Origin of the sequence: Piscinibacter sp. XHJ-5, from assembly GCF_029855045.1 — a bacterium.
Classification (GTDB): domain Bacteria; phylum Pseudomonadota; class Gammaproteobacteria; order Burkholderiales; family Burkholderiaceae_C; genus Albitalea.
Genome location: NZ_CP123228.1, coordinates 1,704,569 through 1,728,024, shown reverse-complemented (window position 1 = coordinate 1,728,024; position 23,456 = coordinate 1,704,569). Strand labels below are relative to the sequence as shown.

Sequence of the window (23,456 nt, the reverse complement as noted above, 5' to 3'; positions counted from 1 at the left end):
CTCACTCGCGGTGGTACGGGTGATGGACCATCACGGTCCATGCGCGGTACAGCGCCTCGGCGAGCAGCACGCGCACGAACGCATGCGGCAGCGTGAGATCCGACAGGCGCAGCGTCTCGTCGGCCGAGGCCTTCAGCGCCGCGTCGAGGCCGTCGGGTCCGCCCACCAGGAGCGCGACGTCGCGGCCGTCGTTCATCCACGCCTGCAAGCGTTCGGCCAGCTGCAGCGTCGTGACGCGCGTGCCGTGCTCGTCGAGCACGACGCGACGCGCCCCTTTCGGCACGGCGGACGCGAGGCGAGCCGCTTCGGCGGCCATGAGCTGCTCGGCGGTCCTGGAGCCGCGCGCTTCGGTTTTCACCGCCTTCAGCTCGAGCCTGAGCTCGGGCGGGAAGCGCTTGGCGAAATCGTCGTAGGCGGTGTCGGCCCAGGCTGGTTGGCGTTGTCCAACGGCGACCAGCACCAGCTTCACGAGCGCGTCGCGGTCTTCTTCGCCGGGGCTTTCCTGGCCGGCGCGGCCTTCTTCGCCGCTGCGCTCTTCACACCCACCGTGCGCGTCACCGCCTTTTTCGCCGCTGTCTTCTTGGCCGGCACCTTCTTGGCCGCGGCCTTCTTCGCCGGCGCCGCCTTCTTCGCGGAGGCCTTCCTGGCGGGCCCGGCGTCGTTGGATGCCTTGACCAGGCTGACCGGCTTGTCGTCGAGCTTGAGCTTGACCGGCTTGTCGCCCCAGATCTCCTCGAGGTGGTAGTAGGTGCGGATGGCCGGCTGCATCACATGCACGACGGCGGCGCCGCAGTCCACGATGATCCACTCGCCGTTGTCCTCGCCCTCGGTGCGCATCACGGGAAAGCCCCTGGACTTCACGGCGTCGCGCACGCTCGACGCCAGGGCCTTGGTCTGCCGGTTGCTGGTGCCCGAGGCGATGACCACGCGCTCGAAGAGCGGCGACAGGTGCTCGGTGTTGAAGACCACGATGTTCTGGCCCTTCACGTCTTCCAGACCATCGACGATGGCGCGTTGCAGTTTGCGGATGTCCATTCAGCTCCCGGGATGCCCTCGGTACAGGTGGTGTCGGTCAATATAGCTCGCGACTGGGGGAGGCACCATGTCGGTGATGCCCTCGCGCGCGGCCACGCGCCGGCGCACGTCCGACGACGACACGTCGATGCGCGGCAGCGGCAGCGTCACCGCATGGTGCGGATGATCGGCCAGCGCGTCGCCGGGTGTCGGCTCCACGCCCTCGCGCGCAGCGACGGCGAAGGACACCTCGGCGGCCAGCTCGCGCCAGTCGCGCCAGGTGTGCAGCTGCCCGTATTGGTCCTGGCCTACGACGAGAAACCACAACGCGGGCGAAGGGTGTGCCGCCTTCAGCTCGCGCACGGTGTCGATCATGTAGCTCGGGCCCTGGCGTTCGAGCTCGCAGCGCTCCAGCACGAACCGCGGCTCGTCCTCGATGGCCAGCGCCACCATCGCGGCCCGGTCCGCAGCCGGCGTCAGCTCGCGCGGCTTCTGCCACGCATCGCCGACGGGGATCCAGCGCAGCTCGTCGAGCATGAGGTGCTCCAGCGCCGTGCGGGCGAGCGCCAGGTGCGCGCGATGCACGGGATCGAAGCTCCCGCCGTACAGGCCGATCCTTTTCAAACGGGGGTCCAGTCGCGAGGCCGGAGGAACTCCGTGTAGAGCCGCGCCTCCGGCGAGCCCGGCTCGGGCTGCCAGTTGTAGCGCCATTTCACGATCGGGGGCATCGACATCAGGATCGACTCGGTGCGCCCGCCCGACTGCAGGCCGAACAGCGTGCCGCGGTCGAAGACCAGGTTGAACTCGACATAGCGGCCGCGCCGGTAAGCCTGGAAGTCGCGCTCGCGCTCGCCGTAGGCCAGGGCCTTGCGCCGCTGCACGATCGGCAGGTAGGCGGCGAGGAAGGCGTCGCCCACCGCGCGCGTCATCGCGAAGCTGCTGTCGAAGCCCAGCTCGGAGAAGTCGTCGAAGAAGACGCCGCCGATGCCGCGCGGCTCGTTGCGGTGCTTGAGGAAGAAGTAGTCGTCGCACCACTGCTTGAAGCGCGGGTACAGGCCGGCGCCGAAGGGGGCGAGCGCATCCCGGTTGACGCGGTGAAAATGCTCGGCGTCGGCCTCGAAGCCGTAGTAGGGCGTGAGGTCCATGCCGCCACCGAACCAGGTCACCGGGTCGCGGGCAGACGGATGCGCCGCCAGCATGCGCACGTTCATGTGAACCGTCGGCACATACGGATTGCGCGGGTGGAAGACCAGCGAGACGCCCATTGCCTCGAAGGGCGCGCCGGCCAGTTCGGGCCGATGCTGGGTGGCCGAAGGCGGCAGCGTGCGGCCCTTCACATGCGAGAAGCTGCAGCCGGCGCGCTCGAGCAGCGCGCCGCCTTCGACCAGGCGCGAAAGGCCCTCGCCTTCCAGCGGGCCGCCCGGCTCGCGCACCCAGCGGTCGGCGATGAAGGGCGAGCCGTCCTCGGCCTCCATCGCGGCGACGATGCGCTCTTGCAGCGAGAGCAGCCAGTCGCGAACCGCGGCGGTGTCCACGGGCTCAGCGCTTGATCGCGCGGTGGCCGATGTCGCGCCGGTACTGCGCACCATCGAAGCGAATGCCCTGCAGCATCTCGTAGGCGCGCTGCTGCGCCTGCCGCACGGAATCGCCCAGCGCCGTCACGCACAGCACGCGGCCGCCGGCGGTGACGAGATCCTGGCCCGCCAGACTGGTGCCTGCGTGGAACACCACCGCGTCGGCGGCCTCGGCCGGCACGCCGGTGATGACGTCGCCCTTGCGCGGGTCGAGCGGATAGCCGTGAGCCGCCATCACCACGCCCAGCGCGACGCGGCGGTCCCACTTGAGCTCGACCTGGTCGAGCGTGCCGTCGGTGGCGTGCATCAGCACGTCGAACAGGTCGCTCTTGAGCCGCATCATGATCGGCTGCGTCTCGGGATCGCCCAGGCGGCAGTTGAACTCGACCGTGCGCGGATTGCCGTTCGAGTCGATCATCAGGCCGGCATAGAGGAAGCCGGTGAAGGGCGCGCCGTCCTTGGCCATGCCCTGGATGGTCGGCATGATGATCTCGTGCATCACCTTGGCATGCACATTGGGCGTGACCACCGGCGCGGGCGAATACGCGCCCATGCCGCCGGTGTTCGGCCCCTCGTCGTCGTCGCGCAGGCGCTTGTGGTCCTGGCTGGTGGCCAGCGAGACGACGTGCTTGCCGTCGCACAGCACGATGAAGCTGGCCTCCTCGCCTTCGAGGAACTGCTCGATGACCACACGGGCGCCGCCTTCGTTGTGCTGCACGCCGAGCTTGTTGTCGGTCAGCATCCAGTCGATGGCCTCGTGGGCCTGCGGCAGCGACATGGCGACCACGACGCCCTTGCCCGCAGCCAGACCGTCGGCCTTGATGACGATGGGCGCGTCGTGCTCGTCGACGTAGGCATGCGCCTTGGCGGCGTCGGTGAAGGTCTCGTAGTCGGCGGTCGGGATCTTGTGGCGCTTCATGAAGGCCTTGGCGAAGGCCTTCGAGCTCTCCAGCTGCGCCGCGGCCTTGGTGGGGCCGAAGATGCGCAGGCCCTGCTCGCGGAAGACGTCGACGACGCCGCCTGCCAGCGGGGCTTCCGGGCCGACCACGGTCAGCACGATCTTTTCCTTGCGCACGAAGTCGGCCAGCGCGCGGGGGTCGCTGATCGGCACGTTGTTCAGCCGCGGATCGACCGCGGTGCCGCCATTGCCCGGCGCGACGAAGACGCTCTGAACCTTGGGCGACTGCGCCAGCTTCCACGCGAGCGCGTGCTCGCGCCCCCCCGAGCCGATCACCAGCAGCTTCATGCGTCGATCTCGGCGTTGTGATAGACGCCCTGGACGTCGTCGAGATCCTCGATCACGTCGAGCAGCTTCTGCATGCGCTGCGCATCCTCGCCGCCGAGCTCGATGGTGTTCTCGGCGCGCATGGTGACCTCTGCGACGTCGGCCTTCAGGCCGGCTTTCTCGAGCGCGTTCTTCACCGCCTCGAACTCGCCCGGCGCGGTGAGCACCTCGATGGCGCCGTCCCCGTCGGTGATGACGTCCTCGGCGCCGGCCTCGAGCGCGGCTTCCATCACCTTGTCCTCGCTGGTGCCCGGCGCAAACAACAGCTGCCCGACATGGCGGAACTGGAATGCGACCGAGCCTTCGGTGCCCAGGTTGCCGCCGTGCTTGCTGAAGGCATGGCGCACCTCCGCCACGGTGCGCACGCGGTTGTCGGTCATGCAGTCGACGATGATGGCCGCGCCGCCGATGCCGTATCCCTCGTAGCGGATCTCCTCGTAGCTCACCCCTTCGAGATTGCCGGTCGCCTTGTCGACGTTCTTCTTGATCGTGTCGGCCGGCATGTTGGCGGCCTTGGCCTTGTCGATGGCCAGGCGCAGGCGCGGATTCATGTTCGCGTCGCCGCCGCCCTGGCGCGCGGCGACCATGATTTCACGGATGATGCGCGTCCAGATCTTGCCGCGCTTCTCGTCCTGGCGGCCCTTGCGGTGCTGGATGTTGGCCCATTTGGAATGACCGGCCATATGGCTCCTTGCCGCGAGCCGTTCATCGCCGGCTCGAGATGTTGTTCGATAGACTGCAATTTTACTTGCGCGCATTCGGAGCACCCCATGGCCGAGCCCATCCTGATCGCCCAGCACGACAAGACCCAGGCATTCCTGCTGCCCGGGCTGGCCAACCGGCACGGACTCGTCACGGGCGCCACCGGCACCGGCAAGACGATCACGCTGCAGAAGATGGCCGAGGAGTTCAGCCGCATCGGCGTGCCCGTGTTCCTGGCCGACGTGAAGGGCGACCTCACCGGCATCACGCAAGCCGGCAGGATCGGCGACAAGCTGGCCGCGGTCATCAAGGAGCGGGGCCTTCCGATGCCCGAATCGGCCGCCTGCCCCGCCACGCTGTGGGACGTCTTCGGCGAGCAGGGCCACCCGGTGCGCGCCACGGTGAGCGACATGGGCCCGCTGCTGCTTGCGCGCATGCTGGCGCTCAACGAGACGCAGCAAGGTGTGCTGCAGCTGGTGTTCAAGATCGCGGACGACGCCGGCCTGCTGCTGCTCGACCTGAAGGACCTGCGCGCAATGCTCCAGCACGTGGGCGACAACGCAAGCCAATTCACCACCGAATACGGCAATGTCAGCGCAGCCAGCATCGGCGCGATCCAGCGCGGCCTGCTGCAGATCCAGGAGCAAGGCGGAGACAGGTTCTTCGGCGAGCCGATGCTCAACATCGCCGATTTCATGCAAAGCGTGGATGGCAAGGGCGCCATCAACATCCTCGCCGCCGACAAGCTGCTCAACAGCCCGCGGCTGTACGCGACCTTCCTGCTGTGGATGCTGTCCGAGCTGTTCGAGCAGCTTCCCGAGGTGGGCGACCTCGAGCAGCCCAAGCTGGTGTTCTTCTTCGACGAAGCGCATTTGCTGTTCAAGGACGCACCGAGCGCCCTGGTCGAGCGCATCGAGCTGGTCGTGCGCCTGGTGCGCAGCAAGGGCGTCGGCGTCTATTTCGTGACGCAGAACCCGCTCGACATCCCCGACACCGTGCTCGCGCAGCTGGGCAACCGCGTTCAGCACGCGCTGCGCGCCTTCACGCCGCGCGACCAGAAAGCAGTGAAGTCCGCGGCGAGCACGATGCGCGCCAATCCCAAGCTGAACGTGGAGAGCGCCATCACCGAGTTGGCGGTCGGAGAAGCGCTGGTCAGCTTCCTGGACGAAAAGGGGCGCCCCAGCATCACCGAGCGGGTATTCGTCATTCCGCCCGGCAGTCAGATCGGCCCCATCACGCCCGCCCAGCGACAGGCGCTCATGGCCGGGTCGCTGGTGGCCGGCGTCTACGAGAAGGCGGTCGACCGCGAATCCGCGTACGAGAAGCTCAAGGGCCGGGCCACGGCGGCGCCCACCACCGCCCCCGCGGGAAGGACCATGGAAGACGCCGGCCGCGACGTCCCGCCCCGCTCCACATCCGGGCAGCCCGCACCGGCGCCGGGCGGCGGCTGGCTTGGCGACGTTGCCGGCGGCCTGCTGCGCGGCTCCGGTCGAAAGGATTCGGTGCTCGAAACCGTGGCCAAGTCGGCGGCGCGCTCCATCGGGTCGACGGTCGGCCGCGAGATCATTCGCGGCGTCCTGGGCAGCATCCTCGGCGGCGGCAGCACTCGGCGGCGCTGAGCTCCGGCGCCCTTTACCGGCCCGCGTAAGCGCCGCCGGTAATCGTTACCGGATCGTCGGTGGGCAGCGGGTCGGTTCTTACAAACTCGGGCCTGAAAAACGGTCGTCGTACCTCTCGGTGCGAACCCTCGATGCACTCAAATTGTTTCAAGGCCGATCTGTCCAGGCGCCGGGCACGAGTGTTGCCTATTTACCAGCGGCCTCTTCGCGGCGGCAGTTGGCTGCGTCGGCGTCGAATCAATCGATCGATCCACTTCACTGGGAGTCCGTTTTCATGAAGAACATTGGCAAGAAAGTCACCTGCGCATTGGGGCTGGCCGCCGCCCTCGCCGCCCCGCAGGCGCGGGCAGATCTGGGTGACGACCTGATCGCCGCGGGCGGCAACATCGTGATCCGCTTCGAGGGCTCGGATGCGGGCTACAACAGCCTCATCAGCGTCAACGGTTCACCGGAGGTGTTCCCGAACCACTCGACGCCGGTGGGCACCGAGTTCGACCTCGGTTTCTTCGCGGCGGGCACGCCGCTGGACGTCGTTCTGCACGTGCTGAACACAGCGCAGTTCTTCCACAGCGGGTCGGGCGCGCTGAACTCGGACGGCCAGCCGCACGCGTTCGTGAACGTGGTGGGCGACCGCACGTTCGTCAGCTTCGAGGATCTGGTCGGCGGTGGCGATCGCGACTACAACGACCACATGTTCTCGTTCACCAACATCGCGGTCGGGGCCATCCCCGAGCCGTCGGTGATGGCGCTGATGCTGGGTGGACTCGGCGTGCTGGGCTTCGTCGCCCGCCGCCGTCGCAGCCAGCACTGACAGCGACGCTTTCCCTTGACATCGGGCTCCTTCGGCGCCCGATGCTTTTTTCGGCATGCGCGCTTGCCGTGAACCGACGCTTCACGGCACCGGCGTGAGCTTCACCGCCGGCGGGGACATCACCCGCGCCACGTCGTCGACGCTGTCGACAATGCGATGGCTCAGGTAGCTGCTCTGCGTGTCGGGCTCGAGTGCGGCGCCGATCAGGTTGGCGAGCGGCTGGTCGAGCGGCACGTAATAGCCGCCAGCCTTGACGTCGATCAGCGCCGGCACGGTCTCTACCTTCACCTTGACGATGCCGCCCATGTCCGCGATGGAGCCGCGCACGTCGCTTCGCACGCCTTCCTCGCGGGCCGTCTCGCGATAGGCCTCGGCACGCAAGTCGCCGTCCTGCGCGAGCTGCTGCACGTTCACGCCAAGCGCGCGCAGACGGCGCACGGCGTCGCTCTGGCTGTTGGCCAGCCAATAGCCGCAAGGCCGCGGCCGCACCTTCGTCGCCCGCAGGGCGAGCGATGAGTCCCAGGCCACCGGCACGGGCCTGTCGGCGCCGGTCTGCGGATCGAGCATGGGAAGCACGTACTCGCTGGGCGTCGGTGCCGCTTCGACCACCAGCTCGCCCTGGCACGCGCTGGCGCTGACCTCGTTGTCCACGAACTGGCGCAGCTTCAGGATGTCGTCCGAGCGGTCCGCCGCGCTTTGCAGGATGCTCGCGATCGCCGTGACGTGGGTGTGCACGCGCCGCAGGAAGTGCAGGCGCCCGATCCCGACGCCGCGGGTCTCGATGAGGAAGCTCACCGCGTTGCGCAGGCCGTTGACGTTGCGGCCGTTGTCCGGCTGCACGCCGCCCATCGAGACCTTCTTGTCGGCCAGGTCGTCGGCCGAGGTCGTGTAGTACCACTCGGTGGAGAGACCCTCGGCCTTCAGCCGCGCCACCAGCGGCTGGCGGAACCATTCCTCGGCGGCGCGGGTGACCAGCGGCGGCAGGTTGGCGATGGTCGCGTACTGCACCATCGCATCGACACGCTGCAGGGCGCCGAACTTCTCGAGGTAGCGCCCGGCCACGGTGTATTCGTGCGCATCGACGACCACCGCGGGGCGGTACTCGCGCACGAGCTGCGCCTGGGCTTGCGCCTCCGGCGTCTTCAGAAGCAGATGGTCGCGGTTGGCGTCGATGCCGCCGGCCGTCACCCGGCGCATGTCGCGCGCGCCGTCGGGATTGGCGCGCGGCAGCACGATCACGTTCAGCCTGTCGAGCAGCGGCTCCAGGCGCCCGCCGGCCAGTTCCTGCGCGATCGCGAGCAGCGCCTCGCTGCCCGCCGGCTCGTCGCCATGCTGCTGCCCGACCAGCAAGACGGTGGGCCGGCCGGAGCGCAGCAGCGCCGCGGCTTCCGCGTCCGCTTGACGCGTGAACAGCAGCGCCTGCAGCGGGACGCCGGTCTGGGAGCTGCCCAGGAGCAGCAGCCTGGCCGTCGTCCCGCCCGCCCGCCCTTCCTGCGCCAGGCCCCGCAGCACCGCCTGAACCTCCTCGTTCGTGGTGAATGCGGTGCGGCCCGGTTGGAAGGCCGGTGTGCGATAGCTCACCGGCGGGTCGGGAAAGCGCGCCGCGACGGCCGCTGGGTACGGCCCCGAGGCGGCACTCGCTGCTGCCTTGGGGGCAACGGGCACCGGCGCTTCGACGGCCGGCGCGCGTGGTGCGGCGGGCGCGCTCGCCGGCGGCTTGGCCGGGACCGGCGGGAACACCCCCCGCGCACTGGGCTGCGGCGGTGCCGGCGCAGGCGTGGTGCAAGCGACCAGGCCGGCCAGCAACAGCGCCAGCGGCGCGCCGGCGGACCGAGGGAAGGACATCGACACCGTCATCGGAGTGCTCCTGTGGCCGCATCGCGCCGCGGCGGCGACGAATATAGCCGTCGGGGCTTCTCCTTTCGCGCTGCCTGCACGACGTTTGGCGCCGCGACGGCCCGCTTCGTCGCATCGCACTCGCCCCCGCGCACCCTCGAACGCACAGTGGCGCCATCGCCGCATCGCGGCCCCCCCACCAAGAGGAGCGCACCATGTCACCTGCCGTCATCGTCCACCTGGTCTTCGCCCTCGCGGCCTTCGTGTCCGGGCCGGTCGCGCTGCTGGCGCGCAAGGGAACGCGCTGGCACCGCGCCAGCGGCTACGTGTGGGTGACACTGATGTTCGGTGCCGCGCTGTCCAGCCTGTTCATCCGGGACTTCCGCCTGCCCAACATCGCCGGATACACGCCCATCCACCTGATCACGATCGGCACCATCGCGGCGCTCGCGGGCGCGCTGTACGCGGTGGCCCACCGCAACATCCGCAGGCACCGGCGCGCCATGTGGGGCGCCTACCTCGGCGGCTGCGTGGTCGCCGGGCTGTTCGCGCTGCTGCCCGGCCGCTTCCTCGGCCACTGGCTCTGGCACCAGACGCTGGGCCTGATCTGACGCGCCCCTGAGACAGAATCGCCGCGATGAACGCCGTCACCTCGTTGATTCCGCGCTCTCGCTGGCGCCCCCTGGTGCGCCGCGGCGTGGGAATCGGGGCGCTGGGACTGTTCATCGCGCTGGTGCTGACGATCGTGTACCGCCATGAGTTCTGGCCGACGCTGGTCTATTCGCTGAGCATCACGATGAGCTGCTGGGTGCTGATCGACAGTGGCCGCGTCCTGGCCGCGCGCTGGGTGCATCGTCACCGACGCGACTGCGAGCAGTACGGGCAATGGCCGGGCTGGCCCTGGATGGTCGGCATCGTCATCGCGGGCACGATCCTCGGCTACACCGCCGGCACCGCGCTCGGCAACTGGTTCACGGGGCTGCGCATGCCGGGGCTCGCCGTCGACAGCGTGCAGCAGGCGCTGGCGCTGCTGTTGTTCGCGATGGTGCCGAGCGTCGCGATGACCTACTTCTTCTACTCGCGCGAACGGCTGGCCAGCAGTGAAGCGCAGGCGCAGACCGCCCAGCGCCAGGCGGCCGAAAACCAGCTCAAGCTGCTCGAGTCGCAGCTCGAGCCGCACATGCTGTTCAACACGCTGGCCAACCTTCGGGTGCTGATCGGCATCGACCCGCCGCGAGCCCAGGCGATGCTGGACCGGCTGATCGCCTTCCTGCGCGCCACGCTGGAAGCGTCGCGCAGCGGGTCGCATTCGCTGGCCACCGAGTTCGCGCGCATCGCCGACTACCTGGAGCTGATGAAGGTGCGCATGGGCGAACGCCTCCAGCCGCGCCTGGAGCTGCCGCGCGAGCTTGCCGACGTGACGGTGCCGCCCCTGCTGCTGCAGCCTCTGGTCGAGAACGCCATCAAGCACGGCCTGGAGCCGCATGTCGGCGGGGGCCGGCTGATCGTCAGCGCGGCGCGCGAAGGCGATGCGCTGGTGCTTCGGGTGCGCGACACCGGGGCCGGCCTGTCGGACGCGAGCGGCGACGGCACCCACTTCGGACTGCGCCAGGTGCGCGAGCGGCTCGCCACGCTGCACGGCGGCGCTGCCTCGCTGGACCTGGCCGCCGCCAGCGATGCCGAAGGCGGCACGCTCGCCACCGTCACCTTGCCGCTGCGCTGAAGGACCGGATCCATGGCACCCACCGCGCTGATCGCCGAAGACGAGGCCTTGCTGGCCGCCCACCTGAAGTCCGAGCTCTCGCGGCTGTGGCCCGAGCTGACCATCGTCGCCTCGGTCGACCACGGCGAAGCGGCCGTGCAGCAGGCACTGTCGTTGCGGCCGGACCTGCTCTTCCTCGACATCCGCATGCCCGGCATGAGCGGCCTCGAAGCGGCCCAGGCCCTCGCCGAGGACTGGCCCGACGAAGCCCAGCAGCCGTTTCCCCTGATCGTGTTCGTCACCGCCTACGACCAGTACGCGCTGCAGGCTTTCGAGCGCGCCGCCGTCGACTACGTGCTCAAGCCGGTGCAGTCGGAGCGGCTGGCGCAGACCTGTGCGCGCCTGCAAGCCGCACTGCGCCAGCGCGAGACGCCGCAAGGCGCTCCCGCTTCGCTCGACGTGGTGATGCAGCAGCTGCGCGGACTGATCGTCGGCGCGCCGGTGCCGCCGCCGGCGCAGCTGCGCGTGATCCAGGCTGGCGCCGGCACGGCGATCCATTTCGTGCCTGTCGACGAGGTGCTCTATTTCGAAGCGGCCGACAAGTACGTGCGTGTGATCACCGCCGAAGGCGAGCACCTCATTCGCACCGCCCTGCGCGAATTGCAGCCGCAGCTGGACCCGCAGCGCTTCTGGCAGATCCATCGCGGCACCATCGTGCGCTGCGACGCCATCGCCAGCGTGCTGCGCGACGAAGCGGGCAAGCTCACGCTGACGCTGCGCGGACACCCCGACCGGCTGACGGTGAGCCGCATGTATGCGCACTTGTTCAAGGCAATGTGAGCGCGCCGCATCGACCCTCTCGACTCATGCACCAAGGAGAACTCGGATGGACAACGACCGCAACGATGCCGACCTGGAAGCCCGTGCGCGCCGGCGCGTCGGCATCCGGACGGGCTTCTACATTCATGCACTGGTGTTCGTGCTGGTGAACCTGGGCCTGTTCGCGATCAACAGCATCACGGGAGGCTACCGCTGGAGCGTGTGGCCGCTGTGGGGCTGGGGCCTCGGCCTGGGGGTGCACGGCATCGTCACCTTCATCAGCCTCCAAGGCGATGGCCTGCGCGAGCGCATGCTGCGCAAGGAAATGGAGCGGCTGCGCAAGCGCCCGTGAGGCGAGGACCGCGGCATCGAGCGCGGCCCTTGTTCAGCGGTCAGCGATCGTGGTGCTGGCGGCGCGGATCGGCAGGGACCCAGCGGCCTTCGCGGTACGGTGTGCCGTACTCGTCCCGGCGATCGTGCGGGTAGCGGTGGTAGCCGGTCGCATACACGACGGCGGGCACCGGGCGATATACCACCGGCGGCGCTACATAGACCGGCGCGGGGCGGTACACGACACGCGGAGGCGCAACGTAGTAGACCGGCGCCGGCTCGACATACACCGGTGCCGGCACGTACACCGCAGCGGGCGCGTAGACCGGAGCGGGCACATTCGAGATCACGGTGCCGACCGGCGGCAGGCTGATGCCGATCGACCAATGCACATTGCCGGCCTGCGCGGCGCCCGTGACCAAGGCGCAGCCGACGGCGGCCAGGGCGATCGTGATCTTCTTCATGGGTTGCTCCTGTTCTGCGCCCGCGGCGCGTTCTCCGAGGACAAGAACGCGCCGGCCAGGGCCTTCGGTTGACGCGCCGGCCGGGGAGCGAACGTAAGAACCCGTTTCCCGAACCGATGTGCCCGCGTCCATCCCAGGCCTGCGGTGAGCGGGTCATCACCAACAGGCGCGCCGATAGAATCATTCGCACACTTTTCGCCCGCCTGCCGCCCCATGACCGCCCCCAAGCACGACGCAACTTCGCCTGACGCGAAGACGAGCAATTTCCTGCGCCAGGTGATCGAGCGCGACCTGTCTGTGGGCACGTACGAGGGCCTTCGATGGGCGGGCCGGCCCGCCGAAGCGACCTTGCAGGAACAGGGCGGAAGCGACCCGGCGCGCATCCGCACGCGCTTCCCGCCCGAGCCCAACGGCTACCTGCACGTCGGCCACGCCAAGAGCATCTGGCTCAACTTCGGCTTGGCGCAGGAGTACGGCGGCGTGTGCCATCTGCGCTTCGACGACACCAATCCGGAGAAGGAGGAGCAGGAATACGTCGACGCGATCGTCGACGCGGTGAAGTGGCTCGGCTACGACTGGCAGGCCCAGGGCGTCCATCACCTCTTTTACGCCAGCAACTACTTCGACTTCATGTACCGCGCCGCCGAGTACCTGATCGAGACGGGCCATGCCTACGTCGATGAGCAGAGTCCCGAGCAGATGCGCGCCAACCGCGGCGATTTCGGCACGCCGGGCACCGACAGCCCGTTCCGTGCGCGCGCGCCGCAGGAGAATCTCGCGCGCTTTCGCGAGATGCGCGACGGCAAGCACGCCGACGGCTCGATGGTGCTGCGCGCCAGGATCGACATGGCGAGCCCCAACATCAACCTGCGCGATCCGGCGCTGTATCGCATCAAGCGCGCCACGCACCACAACACCGGCGACACCTGGTGCATCTACCCGATGTACAGCTTTGCGCATCCGATCGAGGACGCGCTCGAGAACATCACGCACAGCATCTGCACGCTGGAGTTCGAGGACCAGCGTCCGTTCTACGACTGGACGCTCGAGCGCATCGTCCCCATCCTGCGCACGCCGCAGTTCGAGCGGGCGCGCCAGCTCGTCGAGAAGATCGAGGGTGAAGGCATGGAGGCCGCGAAGGAGTTCGCGCTGCATTGCCACAACTGTGCGGACAAGCTCTTCGCGAGCGACGCCGAAGCGCGCATGCGCGCGTTGTTCGAGCGCTGGGAGCACGACAGCGACCGGGTGGTGCACGAGCTGCCGCAGTTCTTCTCGCTGCTGAAGCAAGAGACGGCGCAATTCACGCCGCTGCTGCAGCATGCGCTCGACGGCGAGCATCCCAACATCTTCGGCCTGCCGCATCAGTACGAGTTCGCGCGGCTCAACCTCACCTACATCGTCACCAGCAAGCGCAAGCTCAGGCAGCTCGTCGACGAGGGCCATGTCGAAGGCTGGGACGACCCGCGCATGCCCACGCTGGTCGGCCTGCGCCGCCGCGGCTACACGCCAGAGAGCCTGAAGCTGATGGCCGAGCGCAGCGGGGTCAGCAAGGCCGGCGGCTGGATCGATTACTCATCGCTGGACATCGCGCTGCGCGACGACCTCGAAGGCAAGGCGCCGCGCGCCATGGCCGTGCTGGATCCGCTGAAGTTGAGGCTCGTCAACTGGGGCGACGTGATCGGCGATGGCAAGCTCGAGCCCTGCAGCGCGCCGGCACATCCGGTACGCCCCGAGCTCGGCAAGCGCGAGTTCAGCCTCGGCCCCGAGGTGTGGATCGAGCGCGAGGACTTCGAGGAGACGCCGCCGAAGGGCTTCTTCCGGCTCTTCCCCGGGAACAAGGTTCGACTGAAGTACGGCTACGTGGTCGAGTGCACCGGCTGCGAGAAGGATGCGCAAGGTCGGGTGACCGCGGTGCTCGCCCGGCTGGTGCCCGACACCAAGAGCGGCACCCCGGGCGCCGATGCGGTGAAGGTCAAGGGCACGATCACCTGGGTCGGTGCGCACGAGGCGGTCGAGGCCGAGATCAGGCTGTACGACCGCCTGTTCACCGAGCCGCAGCCCGACGCCGGCGGGCGCGATTTCTTGAGCGTGCTCAATCCGGACAGCAAGAAGACGGTGACCGGCTACCTGGAGCCGGGGCTGGCCTCGATCGGCGCCCATGCGAGGCTGCAGTTCGAACGCCATGGGTATTTCGCGCCCGACCGCAAGCAGCACACGGCTTCGCGGCCGGTCCTGAACCGGATCACCGGGCTGAAGGACGGCTGGGCAAAGTGATGCCGGCGTCTGCCGTCGGCGTTGCGCCGCGCTGCGCGCACCCTCAGGTCGGCGACGCTCTCGGCAGCTCCAACACCCTGAACGCAGGCCGGTCCGGGTGGCTGCGTTGCAGCAAGGGCTTGGCGACGTTGTAGACCGGCACCCCGTTCACCGTCTTGCCTTCCAGCGCGCCGCGGTGCGCATGCCCGTGGAAGACCGCGGCGACCGGGTAGCGAACCAGCGGGTCCTCCAGGCGGCTGGAGCCGAGGAAGGGAAAGATCTCCACCGGCTCGCCTTCCACCGTGCCCACGATGGGCGAGTAGTGCAGCAGCGCGATGCGCTGCTGCGTGCGCAGCTTGGCAAGCGCGGATTCGAGCTTCAGGGCCTCCTGGATCGCCTCGTTGACGAAGGCCTTGATCGCTGATTCGCCCCACGCACCCAGCGAGCCGCGGCCGAAGCCGCCGCAGAAGCCCTTGGCGCCCGCGATGCCCACACCGAGGACCTCGACCGCTTCGCCGTCGAGGACGTGCAGATCGGCATGGCTCATCAGGATCCTGCGCACCTCGTCGGGCACACCGGATTCGTGGTCGTGGTTCCCCAGCACGGCGACGATGGGCACCGACACGACGCTCAGCTCGTCGGCGAGCACCCTGGCCTCTTCGGGCAGGCCGTAGTCGGTCAGATCGCCGCACAGCAGCAACGCGTCGGCCGCTTCCGACGCCTGCGCGAACAGGCCGCGCAGCGTTCCGGCCGATTCCTTCGTGCAGTGCAGATCGCCGACCGCGGCAAAGCGGATGTTGTTGGCTTGCGTGACCATGCTCGCGCCTCTCACAGTGAATCCGGTGATGGGCGTGCCCCTGCAATCGGCAGTCCCGCCCGCCGGCATGCCCATTGCCTGCTCACGCTGACGAAACCACGCCGGATTTGCAGTCATGCCCGAAGTGCTCCATGGGCCGTCGGCCTGGGACGAAAGCGACGCCGAGACCAGCGCGTTCTACCGCGAGGTGATGCAGACCTTGAACGACGCGGGCCTGCCCTTCCTCATCGGCGGCGCCTTCGCCTTCGCCTGCTTCACGGGCATCCAGCGCAACACCAAGGACCTCGATTTCTTCATCCGGCAGGCCGAGCACGCCAAGATCGACGACGTGCTGCGGCAGGCGGGCTACCGCACCGAGCTGGCCTACCCGCATTGGCTGGCCAAGGTGTACCGCGGCGACGCCTTCATCGACCTCATCTTCAACTCAGGCAACGGCATCTCGCCCGTCGACGACGAATGGTTCGAGCATGCGGCGCAGTGCGAGGTGCTCGGCGTGAACGTGCGCATCGCGCCGGCCGAGGAGACCTTGTGGACCAAGGCTTTCATCATGGAGCGCGAGCGCTATGACGGCGCGGACGTGGCGCACCTGCTGCGCATGCGCGGCCACCGCCTCGACTGGCCGCGCATGCTGCGCCGCTTCGGGCCGCACTGGCGTGTGCTGCTCAGCCATCTGGTGCTCTTCGGCTTCATCTACCCGGGCGAGCGCGAGATCGTCCCGACGTGGCTGAGCGATCTGCTGATCGAGCGGCTGCAGCAGGAGTCCCGCCAGCCGCCTTCGCAGGCACGCCTGTGCGCCGGAACGCTGCTGTCGCGCGAGCAGTACCTCGACGACATCGAGCAGCAGGGCTATCAGGATGCCCGCAACACCTCGGCCAGCACCATGACGCCGCAGGACGTGGCCGACTGGACCGAGGCCATCCCGGGGCGTACGGAAAGTCGCTGACGGCCTCAGCGCGACAGCGCCAGCTTGGCGCCGAAGCCGAGCAGCATCACGCCGGCCACCCGGTTCAGCATGCGGGTCCAGCGCGGGTCGCTGCGCAGTCGGTCGGCGAGGCGGCGCGTCAGCAGCACGACGATGGCGGCGTAGAGAAAGGTCAGCGCCGCGATGGTGGCCGCCATGAACGCGAAGGTGGGCAGTCCTCGGTGCTGCGTCGGATCGACGAACAGCGGAAAGAAGGCCATGTAGAACACGATCGCCTTGGGGTTCAGCAGCGTGATCGCCAGCGCCTGCCGGAAGTAGTGGCGGGGATGGATGGTGATCACCGGCGCATCGCCGGGCTTGGCGACCAGCATGCGAAACCCGATCCACGCGAGATAGGCCGCGCCCAGCCATTGGACCGCGCCGAAAAGCATGGGCGACGCCTGCAGCACGGCGGCGAGTCCCGCCACGGCCATCCACATGAGCACCTGGTCGCCGGCGATGACGCCGGCAGTGGCCGCGAAGCCGCCTTGCAGGCCGCCCTTGCCGGTGGAGGTGATGAGCGCCAGGTTGCCGGGGCCCGGGATCATCAGGAACACGATCACCGCCACGACGAATGCGCCGTAATCCGCCACGCCGAACATCGAAGTCTCCTCGAAGGAAAGATGCTGGACGGGCATTCTGAACGCCATGCGCGCGGCGTGCATGGGATCGCGGATTCCCCGCTTTGGGCAGGTCCACTCACCCGAGGCCGCTCCCATGCCTGCCACCCGCAAGACCCGCCCCTCCGCCGGCACACCCGCCCCGGCCCTGCCCGAGGCGCCCGCGCAGCCCGACGCCGACAGCGCCGAGAAGCAGCGCAACGCGGGACGCACCCCGCCCGAGGCCCACGACGACAGCGCGCTCGAGTCCATCGGCAAGGCCGTTTCGGCGCCAGTGCGGGATGCGGCCGACGAAGACGCCGACGAAAAACCCGGCTAGTGTCTCGTTCCCTCATCACGCCACGGAGTGCGCCATGACCACCGTTCGCAAAGTCGCCGTTCTCGTCGGAAGCCTGCGCAAGGAGTCGTTCAGCTTGAAGACGGCCAAGGCCGTGATCGGACTCGCTCCCCCGGAGCTGGCCATGGAGATCGTCGATTTCGCGGACGTCCCCCTGTTCAATCAGGACTGGGAGGCGGCGATGCCGCCTGCGGCCGCGGCCTTCAAGGCACGCATCGCCGCGGCCGAGGCCGTGCTCTTCGTGACACCGGAATACAACCGCTCGGTGCCCGGCGCGCTCAAGAACGCGATCGATGTGGCGTCGCGGCCGTACGGCCAGAGCGCCTGGAGCGGCAAGCCGGGCGGGGTGATCAGCGTGTCGCCCGGCGCCATCTCCGGCTTCGGCGCCAACCACCACTTGCGGCAGTCGATGGTCTTTCTCGACGTGCCGATGCTGCAGCAGCCCGAGGCCTACATCGGCAACGCGCACAAGCTGTTCGATGCGAACGGCGCGATCGCCAGCGATGACACCCGGCAGTTCCTGCAGAACTTCGTGCAGGCCTACGCTCGCTGGGTGGAGCGCAACCTGGCGCGTTGAGGGTGCACGCTGCCGCTGCGGCGGCGGCTCAGTGCAGCACGCTCTGGCGCACCGCCGGCTTGAGGAACAGCGGCCCGACCACCATGCGCGCGAAGAGATAGTCGCGGCGCGCCTGATCGCTCAGCGCGTCGAGATCGACACAGCCCGATGCGTCGCACGGAAACGCGAACGCACACGCGAGATCCGCCCGCGTGTGGAAGCACAGCTCGTACTGCACGCCCTGCGCGGGCGCGTCGTCCGTCGTTGCGGCCATCTGTTGGTTCCCCTCCCGACCTTGTCCGGCGGCTGCCGGCAACGCGGCCTGCCCCTCGCCCGCCGCGTCTGGATAGCGCTTTCTCAGTGCGCCGAAAATGCAGCGAGAGCGTCGCTGGTGCGGTGCAACAAATGACCCGGGATAACCCTTGCTCTGCGCGATGCGCGCACAGTGACGCGAAGCTCAGCGTTCCAGACGCACCAGCTTGCCGTCGCTGCTGTCGGTCAGCAGGTAAAGCCAGCCGTCGGGCCCCTGCCGCACGTCGCGAATGCGCTCGCCGAAGTCCTGCAGCAGGCGCTCCTGGGAGACCACCTTGCGGCCGTCCACCTCGAGCCGCACCAGCAGCTGGCCGCGCAAGGCGCCGACGAACAGGCCGCCCTTCCACCCGGGATAGCGCTCGCTGGTGAGAAAGGCCATGCCGCTGGGCGCGATGGAAGGCACCCAGTGCACCAGCGGCTGCTCCATGCCGGCCTTGGCCATGCCTTCGCCGATCTTCGCGCCGCTGCCGTATTCGGCGCCGTAGGTGATCACCGGCCAGCCGTAGTTGCGGCCGGCGTCCGCGACGTTCACCTCGTCGCCGCCTTGCGGACCATGCTCGTGCGTCCACAGCTCGCCGGTCTGCGGATGCAGCGCCGCGCCTTGAACGTTGCGATGACCCAGGCTCCAGATCTCCGGGCGGGCGCCCTGCCGCGCCACGAAGGGGTTGTCGGCCGGCACGCGGCCGTCGGCCTCGATGCGCACGATCTTGCCGTGCAGGTTGCCCAGCGTCTGTGCATCGTCGCGGCGCGAGAAGCGATCCCCCAAGGTCACGAAGAGTCGGCCGTCGCGGGCGAACACAAGACGCGACCCGAAATGCGCGCTGCTGGCCACCTTGGGCGCCTGGCGAAAGATCACCTGCACGTCGGTGAGGCGTCCTTGCAGGCCTTCGGTCTCCAGCTTGCCGCGCGCGACGGCGGTGCTGTTGGTGCCGCCTTCGGCCGGTTCCGAGTAGCTCCAGTAGATCCACCGGTTGCGCTCGTACTGCGGGTCCGGCACGACGTCGAGCAGGCCGCCCTGCCCGCGTGCGTCGACCGGCGGGAGCCCGGTGATGGCGGGGCCGATCTCGCCGTCGGTGCGCGCGATGCGCAGCCGACCCGCCTTCTCGGTGACGAGCACGCGCGGCTCGCGGTCGCCCCCGGGCAGGAAGGCGAAGGACCAGGGATGGTCCAGGCCGCGCACCAGGGTCACCGGCTTGACGGCCTGGGCCGCTGCCGCGGTGCAGACGAGGGACAGGAGGAGGAAGGCCAGGCGGATGGGCGTCATGGGTCGGCTCGGGAAAGTCGAAGGGAATCAGTCGGGAACCCGCTCGCGGCTGTGCCACGGCGTCCACACGACGCCGGCGCCGAGGTTGACATTGCTCTTGTCGCGCAGCAGCGGGCTGCCCTCGTTGGATGCGCCATGCAGTGACATCGCCCGGGCTGCGACGAACCACGACAGGCGCTCGCTGTGGCGCCAGGTCCACGTGGCGCCGAGCTCGGTGCCGAGGTAGCCGGCCCGCGCCTCGTACGCCGGGCGGGCGGCGGACGCCTGGCCCGGATCCACCTGGTAGAAGTAGCGCTGCAACGCGCGGCTGGCCCAGGTGGGCTGCACCGACAGGCTGATCGTGGCCGGTGAGCCGGCGTGCGGGCGCAGACGCCAGCGCAGCTCGGCGTCCAGCGTGCCGCCGCGCGAGTCGATGCGGTGGAAATCGGTCGACATCACGGCGCGCGCCTTCAGGTGAACCGTGGGGCCGCCGACGTGGCGGCGCAAGCCCTTGTAGACAAGCTGCGGTCCGGCGCCGAAGAGATAGTCCAGGCCCGGCATGCCTTGGCGGGCATCGTTGTCGCGCGCGTTGAAGGCCGCGGTGAGCGACATGTCGAGCTCCCAGTCGGCCGAGTCGAACACGCGGCCCCGGATGCCGCCCTGGTCGATGCGCAGCACCGGACCGCGATAGATCACCACGGGTGCCGCAATGCCGCGAGTGTGGCTCTGGTCGGCGCCGGGATAGTCGGCCACGCGTCCGCCGCCCCCGGCAACGCCGATCTCCCAGCGCGGCCGCCCGGGAGTGTCGAGTGCCGCCTCGCTCGGCACGGCGGTCTGCGCGAACAGCGGCTGGCCCACTGTGCCGATGAGCAACGCGGCCAGCGCCAGGTGCTCGCAGCGGGGCATGCAGGTCGGTCGCGGCATGCGCGGCAGTGTCTCATCGCGCCGCGTAGCCCTGGCCGCCATGAGGTTGCCGCGGGCTTCATCGCATCGTCCCTCGGATTGGCGCACGATGCGCCACGAAGGAGCGCTTCAATGGCCACGACACTTCCGGGCGCGCCGCATCCCGACGAATCGGAGCTCGACACACTCCCGGTCGAACCCGAGTTCCTGCCGGTGGTGCCCGAGGTACCCAACGAGGGCGAGCACGAGCCGGTGCCCAAGCCGGCGCAGTGAGCATCGCGCTGCGCTGTCCTGTCCCAAATCCTGCAGCAGTTCACGCTGCAGCGACGCGTCCCTGAAGTTTTGCCGTTCGGCAGCCGATACCGCCTGCTGAATACCAACAAACACCAGGGGTCCCGAATGAAGAATGCTCTCAACCGGCAGCTGCTGGCGGCTTTCGCCGTGATCATTGCGTTGATCGTCCTGGCCGGCGGCGTGTCCGGCTGGTTCACCTGGAAGACGCAATCGGACTTCAAGACGCTGTACCAGAACACGCTCGGCTCCGGCGAGCTCGGCAAGGCCGACAGCGCGCTGTGGCAGCTGCGCTATTCCCTCGCGATGGCGGCGCACGCCGACGAAGCAGGCGTGCGCAAGGCGGCGGACGAGGAGACCAGGCACTTCAAGGCGCTGCAGGACGCGCTGGACACCTATGGCCGCACCGATCTGTCGGCCGAGGAAGCACGCGGGCTGGTGGCGCTGCGCGAGGCGGTGCAGCGCTATGCGCAAGTGCGCCCGGGCTGGTATCGGCTGCGACTGGACGGCAAGGACGAGGAGGCCAAGGCCTACCGCGCGGCCCACACCACGCCGACAGGCGCCGCGCTCGTGAAGGCGATCGGTGCCCAGATCGACCTGCAGACGCGCTCGGCCGCCGAAAAGCACCGCGAGCTCGACGCAGCGGCCGGTGCAGTGCGCGCCTGGGTGATCGGCGTGTGCATCGTCGCGCTGGGCCTGACGGGCTGGCTGGCCGCCTGGATCGTGCGCGTGCTCACCTCGCCCGTGGCGCGTGCCACCGAGGTGGCGCACAGCATCGCGCAGGGGTGCCTGTCGAACGACATCCCGATCGACAACGGACCGATGCGCAACCTGCTCGCGGCGCTGCGCGACATGCAGGCCAGCCTGGCCCGCACCGTGTCGGCCGTGCGAGGCAACGCCGAGCAGGTGGCGATCGCCGGCACGCAGATCGCGCAAGGCAACAACGATCTGAGCGAGCGCACCGACCTGCAGGCTTCTGCCCTGCAGCAGACCGCTTCGTCGATGGAGCAGCTGGGCGCGACCGTGCGGCAGAACGCCAGCAGCGCCGAGCAGGCCAACGACCTCGCGCGCGGCGCATCGACGGTGGCCGTCAAGGGCGGCGCCGTGGTGGCCCAGGTGGTGGAGACGATGAAGGGCATCAACGACAGCTCCAAGAAGATCGCCGACATCATCGGCGTGATCGACGGCATCGCCTTTCAGACCAACATCCTCGCGCTCAACGCCGCGGTGGAGGCCGCACGCGCCGGCGAGCAGGGGCGCGGCTTCGCGGTCGTCGCCGGCGAGGTGCGTTCGCTGGCCCAGCGCAGCGCGTCCGCGGCGCGCGAGATCAAGCAGCTGATCGGTGCGAGCGTCGAGCGCGTCGAGCAGGGCAGCACGCTCGTCGATCAGGCCGGAACGACCATGCACGAGGTCGTTGCCGCGATCAAGCGGGTCACCGACATCATGGGCGCGATCAGCAGCGCGAGCGCCGAACAGAGCGCCGGCGTGGCACAGGTCGGCGCGGCCGTCGAGAAGATGGACGAGACCACACAGCAAAACGCGTCGCTGGTGCAACAGAGCGCCGCTGCAGCGCAAAGCCTCAAGCAGCAGGCGCAGCAGCTGGTGCAGGCCGTGTCGGTGTTCGAGCTCGCGCGGCCAGCCTGATCACGCCGGGGCTGGTGTTTCTGTAGGCCTTCGCCGTCAGCAAGTCCGCCTCGAGGACGACACCCGCATGTGGCGCCATCGGTCATCCGATCGGCGCAGGCGGCGTTAGAAGAAGACGTGCGGCCGCACCATCGTTCAGTGACAGACGAAAGGGAAGCGACATGAACATCCGCAAGATGTCGATGGCGGCGGCGTTGCTCGCCGGCCTTGCAGGCGCGGCGCAGGCCGCGGAGCTCACGCTGTTCCAGCACCCGAACTTCGGCGGCAACCAGCTCACCCTTCGCGGCCATGCGCCGAACATCAGCAACTACGGCTTCAACGATCAGACCTCCAGCCTCGTGGTGCGCTCGGGCCGCTGGGTGGTCTGCACCGACGCCGAGTTCAAGGGGCACTGCGCCGAGTTCGTGCCGGGCGACTACCCCCGGCTCGATGCCAAGTTCAACGACCGGATCTCGTCGGCGCGCGAGGTCGGTGCCTACGGCAACCGCACCGGAAACTATCGCGACTGGGGCACCGGCGCGATCAAGTTCTTCTCTGATGCGGGCTTTGGCGGCCGAAGCCACGACATGCAGCGCGACCACCCCGACTTCCGCGAGTTCGGCTTCAACGACCGCGCCGCCAGCGTCGTCGTGACGCGCGGCACCTGGGAGCTGTGCACCGACATCAACTACAGCGGCAACTGCCGTCTGTACGGGCCGGGACACTACCAGGACCTGGGCCCCGGCATGGCGGGACGCATCTCGTCCGGGCGTGTGGTGCGCCCGACCAGCGAGGCGCCGGCCGAGATGCGCGGCGGCTGGCGTGCCGCCCCGCGAAGCGCCGAGGGTGCGTCGCGCGTGATCCTCTTCGCCGACGAAGGACTGCGCGGCCCCAGCCTCGCCGTCTCCGACACGCTGGTGAACCTGCAGACCGCGCGCTTCAACGACGCGGCGGCGTCGATGATCGTCGAGGGCGGCACCTGGCTGGCATGCAGCGACGCCTACTTCGCCGGGCACTGCCGCGTGTTCGCGCCCGGCCGCTACGAGCACCTGCGCGACGCGGGCCTGACCCGCGTCATCTCGTCGCTTCGGCCGGCCTCGCCCGAGCCGGTGGGCCGGCGCTGGGACAACAGCGGTGCGATCCAGCTGTTCACGATGAACGGCTTCGGCGGCGAGACCCGGCAGTACGCCGGCGACGTGCCCAACCTGGTGGCCAGCGGCTTCAACGACCGCGCCAATTCCATGGTGGTGCACGGCGGTGAATGGGAGCTGTGCAGCGATGCCGGCTACGCGGGCAGCTGCATGGTCGTCGGCCCGGGCTCGTACGCCGACCTCGGCGGCCTGAGCTCGCATCTCTCGTCGATGCGGCGCGTGCGCTGAGCGCA

At 69.0% G+C, this 23,456-nt stretch carries 26 protein-coding genes; 13 read left to right on the top strand and 13 right to left on the bottom strand.

Annotated features, from left to right (window positions below; genetic code table 11):
* Position 1: 1 nt before the first annotated feature.
* From rlmH to P7V53_RS08095, 6 genes are read right to left on the bottom strand one after another with little or no spacing between them, the layout of a single operon-like run.
* On the bottom strand, positions 2-469 hold the full coding sequence (gene rlmH / locus P7V53_RS08120) for a 23S rRNA (pseudouridine(1915)-N(3))-methyltransferase RlmH (RefSeq protein ID WP_280154980.1): 468 nt from the start codon (positions 467-469) through the stop codon (positions 2-4).
* Entirely contained in the window at positions 466-1,035 is a 570-nt protein-coding gene (gene rsfS, locus P7V53_RS08115; RefSeq protein ID WP_280154979.1) for a ribosome silencing factor, read from the bottom strand. The genes rlmH and rsfS overlap by 4 nt, the downstream gene beginning before the upstream one ends.
* Entirely contained in the window at positions 1,036-1,638 is a 603-nt protein-coding gene (gene nadD, locus P7V53_RS08110; RefSeq protein WP_280154978.1) for a nicotinate-nucleotide adenylyltransferase, read from the bottom strand. It lies immediately after the preceding gene.
* Entirely contained in the window at positions 1,635-2,603 is a 969-nt protein-coding gene (hemF, locus tag P7V53_RS08105; RefSeq protein ID WP_280154977.1) for an oxygen-dependent coproporphyrinogen oxidase, read from the bottom strand. Before hemF ends, nadD begins: the two co-directional genes overlap by 4 nt.
* Positions 2,554-3,834, bottom strand: coding sequence for a phosphoribosylamine--glycine ligase (purD, locus tag P7V53_RS08100; protein WP_280154976.1), 1,281 nt, complete (start codon positions 3,832-3,834; stop codon positions 2,554-2,556). The genes hemF and purD overlap by 50 nt, the downstream gene beginning before the upstream one ends.
* A complete protein-coding gene (locus tag P7V53_RS08095; protein ID WP_280156459.1) occupies positions 3,831-4,556 on the bottom strand; it encodes a YebC/PmpR family DNA-binding transcriptional regulator in 726 nt (241 codons plus the stop codon). The genes purD and P7V53_RS08095 overlap by 4 nt, the downstream gene beginning before the upstream one ends.
* 87 nt (positions 4,557-4,643) lie before the next feature.
* On the opposite strand from P7V53_RS08095, the gene P7V53_RS08090 reads away from it, so the two are divergent.
* Complete coding sequence (locus tag P7V53_RS08090) at positions 4,644-6,194, top strand: helicase HerA-like domain-containing protein (protein ID WP_280154975.1); 1,551 nt, start codon at positions 4,644-4,646, stop codon at positions 6,192-6,194.
* 118 nt (positions 6,195-6,312) lie between these two features.
* Positions 6,313-7,005, top strand: a complete 693-nt coding sequence (locus tag P7V53_RS08085; RefSeq protein ID WP_280154974.1) for a DUF4114 domain-containing protein — start codon at positions 6,313-6,315, stop codon at positions 7,003-7,005.
* Positions 7,006-7,086: 81 nt separating this feature from the next.
* Here P7V53_RS08085 and P7V53_RS08080 read toward each other — a convergent pair whose 3' ends face one another.
* Positions 7,087-8,862, bottom strand: a complete 1,776-nt coding sequence (locus P7V53_RS08080) for a M14 family metallopeptidase (RefSeq protein ID WP_280154973.1) — start codon at positions 8,860-8,862, stop codon at positions 7,087-7,089.
* 194 nt (positions 8,863-9,056) lie between these two features.
* On the opposite strand from P7V53_RS08080, the gene P7V53_RS08075 reads away from it, so the two are divergent.
* From P7V53_RS08075 to P7V53_RS08060, 4 genes are read left to right on the top strand one after another with little or no spacing between them, the layout of a single operon-like run.
* Positions 9,057-9,452 carry a DUF2306 domain-containing protein gene (locus P7V53_RS08075; RefSeq protein ID WP_280154972.1) on the top strand — a complete coding sequence of 132 codons (396 nt, stop codon included), beginning with the start codon at positions 9,057-9,059 and terminating at the stop codon, positions 9,450-9,452.
* Between the two features lie 26 nt (positions 9,453-9,478).
* Entirely contained in the window at positions 9,479-10,564 is a 1,086-nt protein-coding gene (locus P7V53_RS08070; protein WP_280154971.1) for a histidine kinase, read from the top strand.
* Positions 10,565-10,576: 12 nt separating this feature from the next.
* On the top strand, positions 10,577-11,383 hold the full coding sequence (locus P7V53_RS08065; RefSeq protein WP_280154970.1) for a LytTR family DNA-binding domain-containing protein: 807 nt from the start codon (positions 10,577-10,579) through the stop codon (positions 11,381-11,383).
* Positions 11,384-11,429: 46 nt separating this feature from the next.
* Positions 11,430-11,714, top strand: coding sequence for a 2TM domain-containing protein (locus tag P7V53_RS08060; protein ID WP_280154969.1), 285 nt, complete (start codon positions 11,430-11,432; stop codon positions 11,712-11,714).
* Between the two features lie 40 nt (positions 11,715-11,754).
* On the opposite strand, the gene P7V53_RS08055 is transcribed toward P7V53_RS08060, so the two are convergent.
* Positions 11,755-12,156 (bottom strand): hypothetical protein, encoded by a 402-nt coding sequence (locus tag P7V53_RS08055; RefSeq protein ID WP_280154968.1) that lies wholly within the window; start codon positions 12,154-12,156, stop codon positions 11,755-11,757.
* Between the two features lie 213 nt (positions 12,157-12,369).
* Between P7V53_RS08055 and P7V53_RS08050 the strand changes: the two genes are divergently transcribed.
* Positions 12,370-14,430, top strand: coding sequence for a glutamine--tRNA ligase (locus P7V53_RS08050; RefSeq protein ID WP_280154967.1), 2,061 nt, complete (start codon positions 12,370-12,372; stop codon positions 14,428-14,430).
* A 43-nt stretch (positions 14,431-14,473) separates the two neighbouring features.
* Here P7V53_RS08050 and P7V53_RS08045 read toward each other — a convergent pair whose 3' ends face one another.
* Positions 14,474-15,226 carry a metallophosphoesterase gene (locus tag P7V53_RS08045; protein WP_280154966.1) on the bottom strand — a complete coding sequence of 251 codons (753 nt, stop codon included), beginning with the start codon at positions 15,224-15,226 and terminating at the stop codon, positions 14,474-14,476.
* 115 nt (positions 15,227-15,341) lie between these two features.
* On the opposite strand from P7V53_RS08045, the gene P7V53_RS08040 reads away from it, so the two are divergent.
* A complete protein-coding gene (locus P7V53_RS08040) occupies positions 15,342-16,169 on the top strand; it encodes a nucleotidyltransferase (RefSeq protein WP_280154965.1) in 828 nt (275 codons plus the stop codon).
* A gap of 5 nt (positions 16,170-16,174) precedes the next feature.
* Here P7V53_RS08040 and P7V53_RS08035 read toward each other — a convergent pair whose 3' ends face one another.
* Positions 16,175-16,789: a LysE family transporter gene (locus P7V53_RS08035; RefSeq protein WP_280154964.1), complete on the bottom strand. Its 615-nt coding sequence runs from the start codon at positions 16,787-16,789 to the stop codon at positions 16,175-16,177.
* Positions 16,790-16,904: 115 nt separating this feature from the next.
* On the opposite strand from P7V53_RS08035, the gene P7V53_RS08030 reads away from it, so the two are divergent.
* The gene (locus tag P7V53_RS08030; protein WP_280154963.1) at positions 16,905-17,126 is read left to right on the top strand and encodes a hypothetical protein; all 222 of its coding nucleotides are present in this window, start codon (positions 16,905-16,907) and stop codon (positions 17,124-17,126) included.
* A gap of 34 nt (positions 17,127-17,160) precedes the next feature.
* A complete protein-coding gene (locus P7V53_RS08025) occupies positions 17,161-17,721 on the top strand; it encodes an NAD(P)H-dependent oxidoreductase (protein ID WP_280154962.1) in 561 nt (186 codons plus the stop codon).
* Positions 17,722-17,749: 28 nt separating this feature from the next.
* Here P7V53_RS08025 and P7V53_RS08020 read toward each other — a convergent pair whose 3' ends face one another.
* From P7V53_RS08020 to P7V53_RS08010, 3 genes are all read right to left on the bottom strand, one after another.
* Complete coding sequence (locus P7V53_RS08020) at positions 17,750-17,974, bottom strand: hypothetical protein (RefSeq protein ID WP_280154961.1); 225 nt, start codon at positions 17,972-17,974, stop codon at positions 17,750-17,752.
* Between the two features lie 183 nt (positions 17,975-18,157).
* Complete coding sequence (locus P7V53_RS08015) at positions 18,158-19,276, bottom strand: PQQ-dependent sugar dehydrogenase (RefSeq protein ID WP_280154960.1); 1,119 nt, start codon at positions 19,274-19,276, stop codon at positions 18,158-18,160.
* A gap of 27 nt (positions 19,277-19,303) precedes the next feature.
* The gene (locus P7V53_RS08010; protein ID WP_280154959.1) at positions 19,304-20,179 is read right to left on the bottom strand and encodes a MipA/OmpV family protein; all 876 of its coding nucleotides are present in this window, start codon (positions 20,177-20,179) and stop codon (positions 19,304-19,306) included.
* Between the two features lie 111 nt (positions 20,180-20,290).
* Between P7V53_RS08010 and P7V53_RS08005 the strand changes: the two genes are divergently transcribed.
* The 3 genes from P7V53_RS08005 (at position 20,291) to P7V53_RS07995 (ending at position 23,451) form a co-directional block, all read left to right on the top strand.
* A complete protein-coding gene (locus P7V53_RS08005; RefSeq protein ID WP_280154958.1) occupies positions 20,291-20,431 on the top strand; it encodes a hypothetical protein in 141 nt (46 codons plus the stop codon).
* Positions 20,432-20,557: 126 nt separating this feature from the next.
* Entirely contained in the window at positions 20,558-22,093 is a 1,536-nt protein-coding gene (locus P7V53_RS08000; RefSeq protein ID WP_280154957.1) for a methyl-accepting chemotaxis protein, read from the top strand.
* A gap of 161 nt (positions 22,094-22,254) precedes the next feature.
* A complete protein-coding gene (locus P7V53_RS07995; protein WP_280154956.1) occupies positions 22,255-23,451 on the top strand; it encodes a beta/gamma crystallin-related protein in 1,197 nt (398 codons plus the stop codon).
* Positions 23,452-23,456 lie beyond the last annotated feature (5 nt).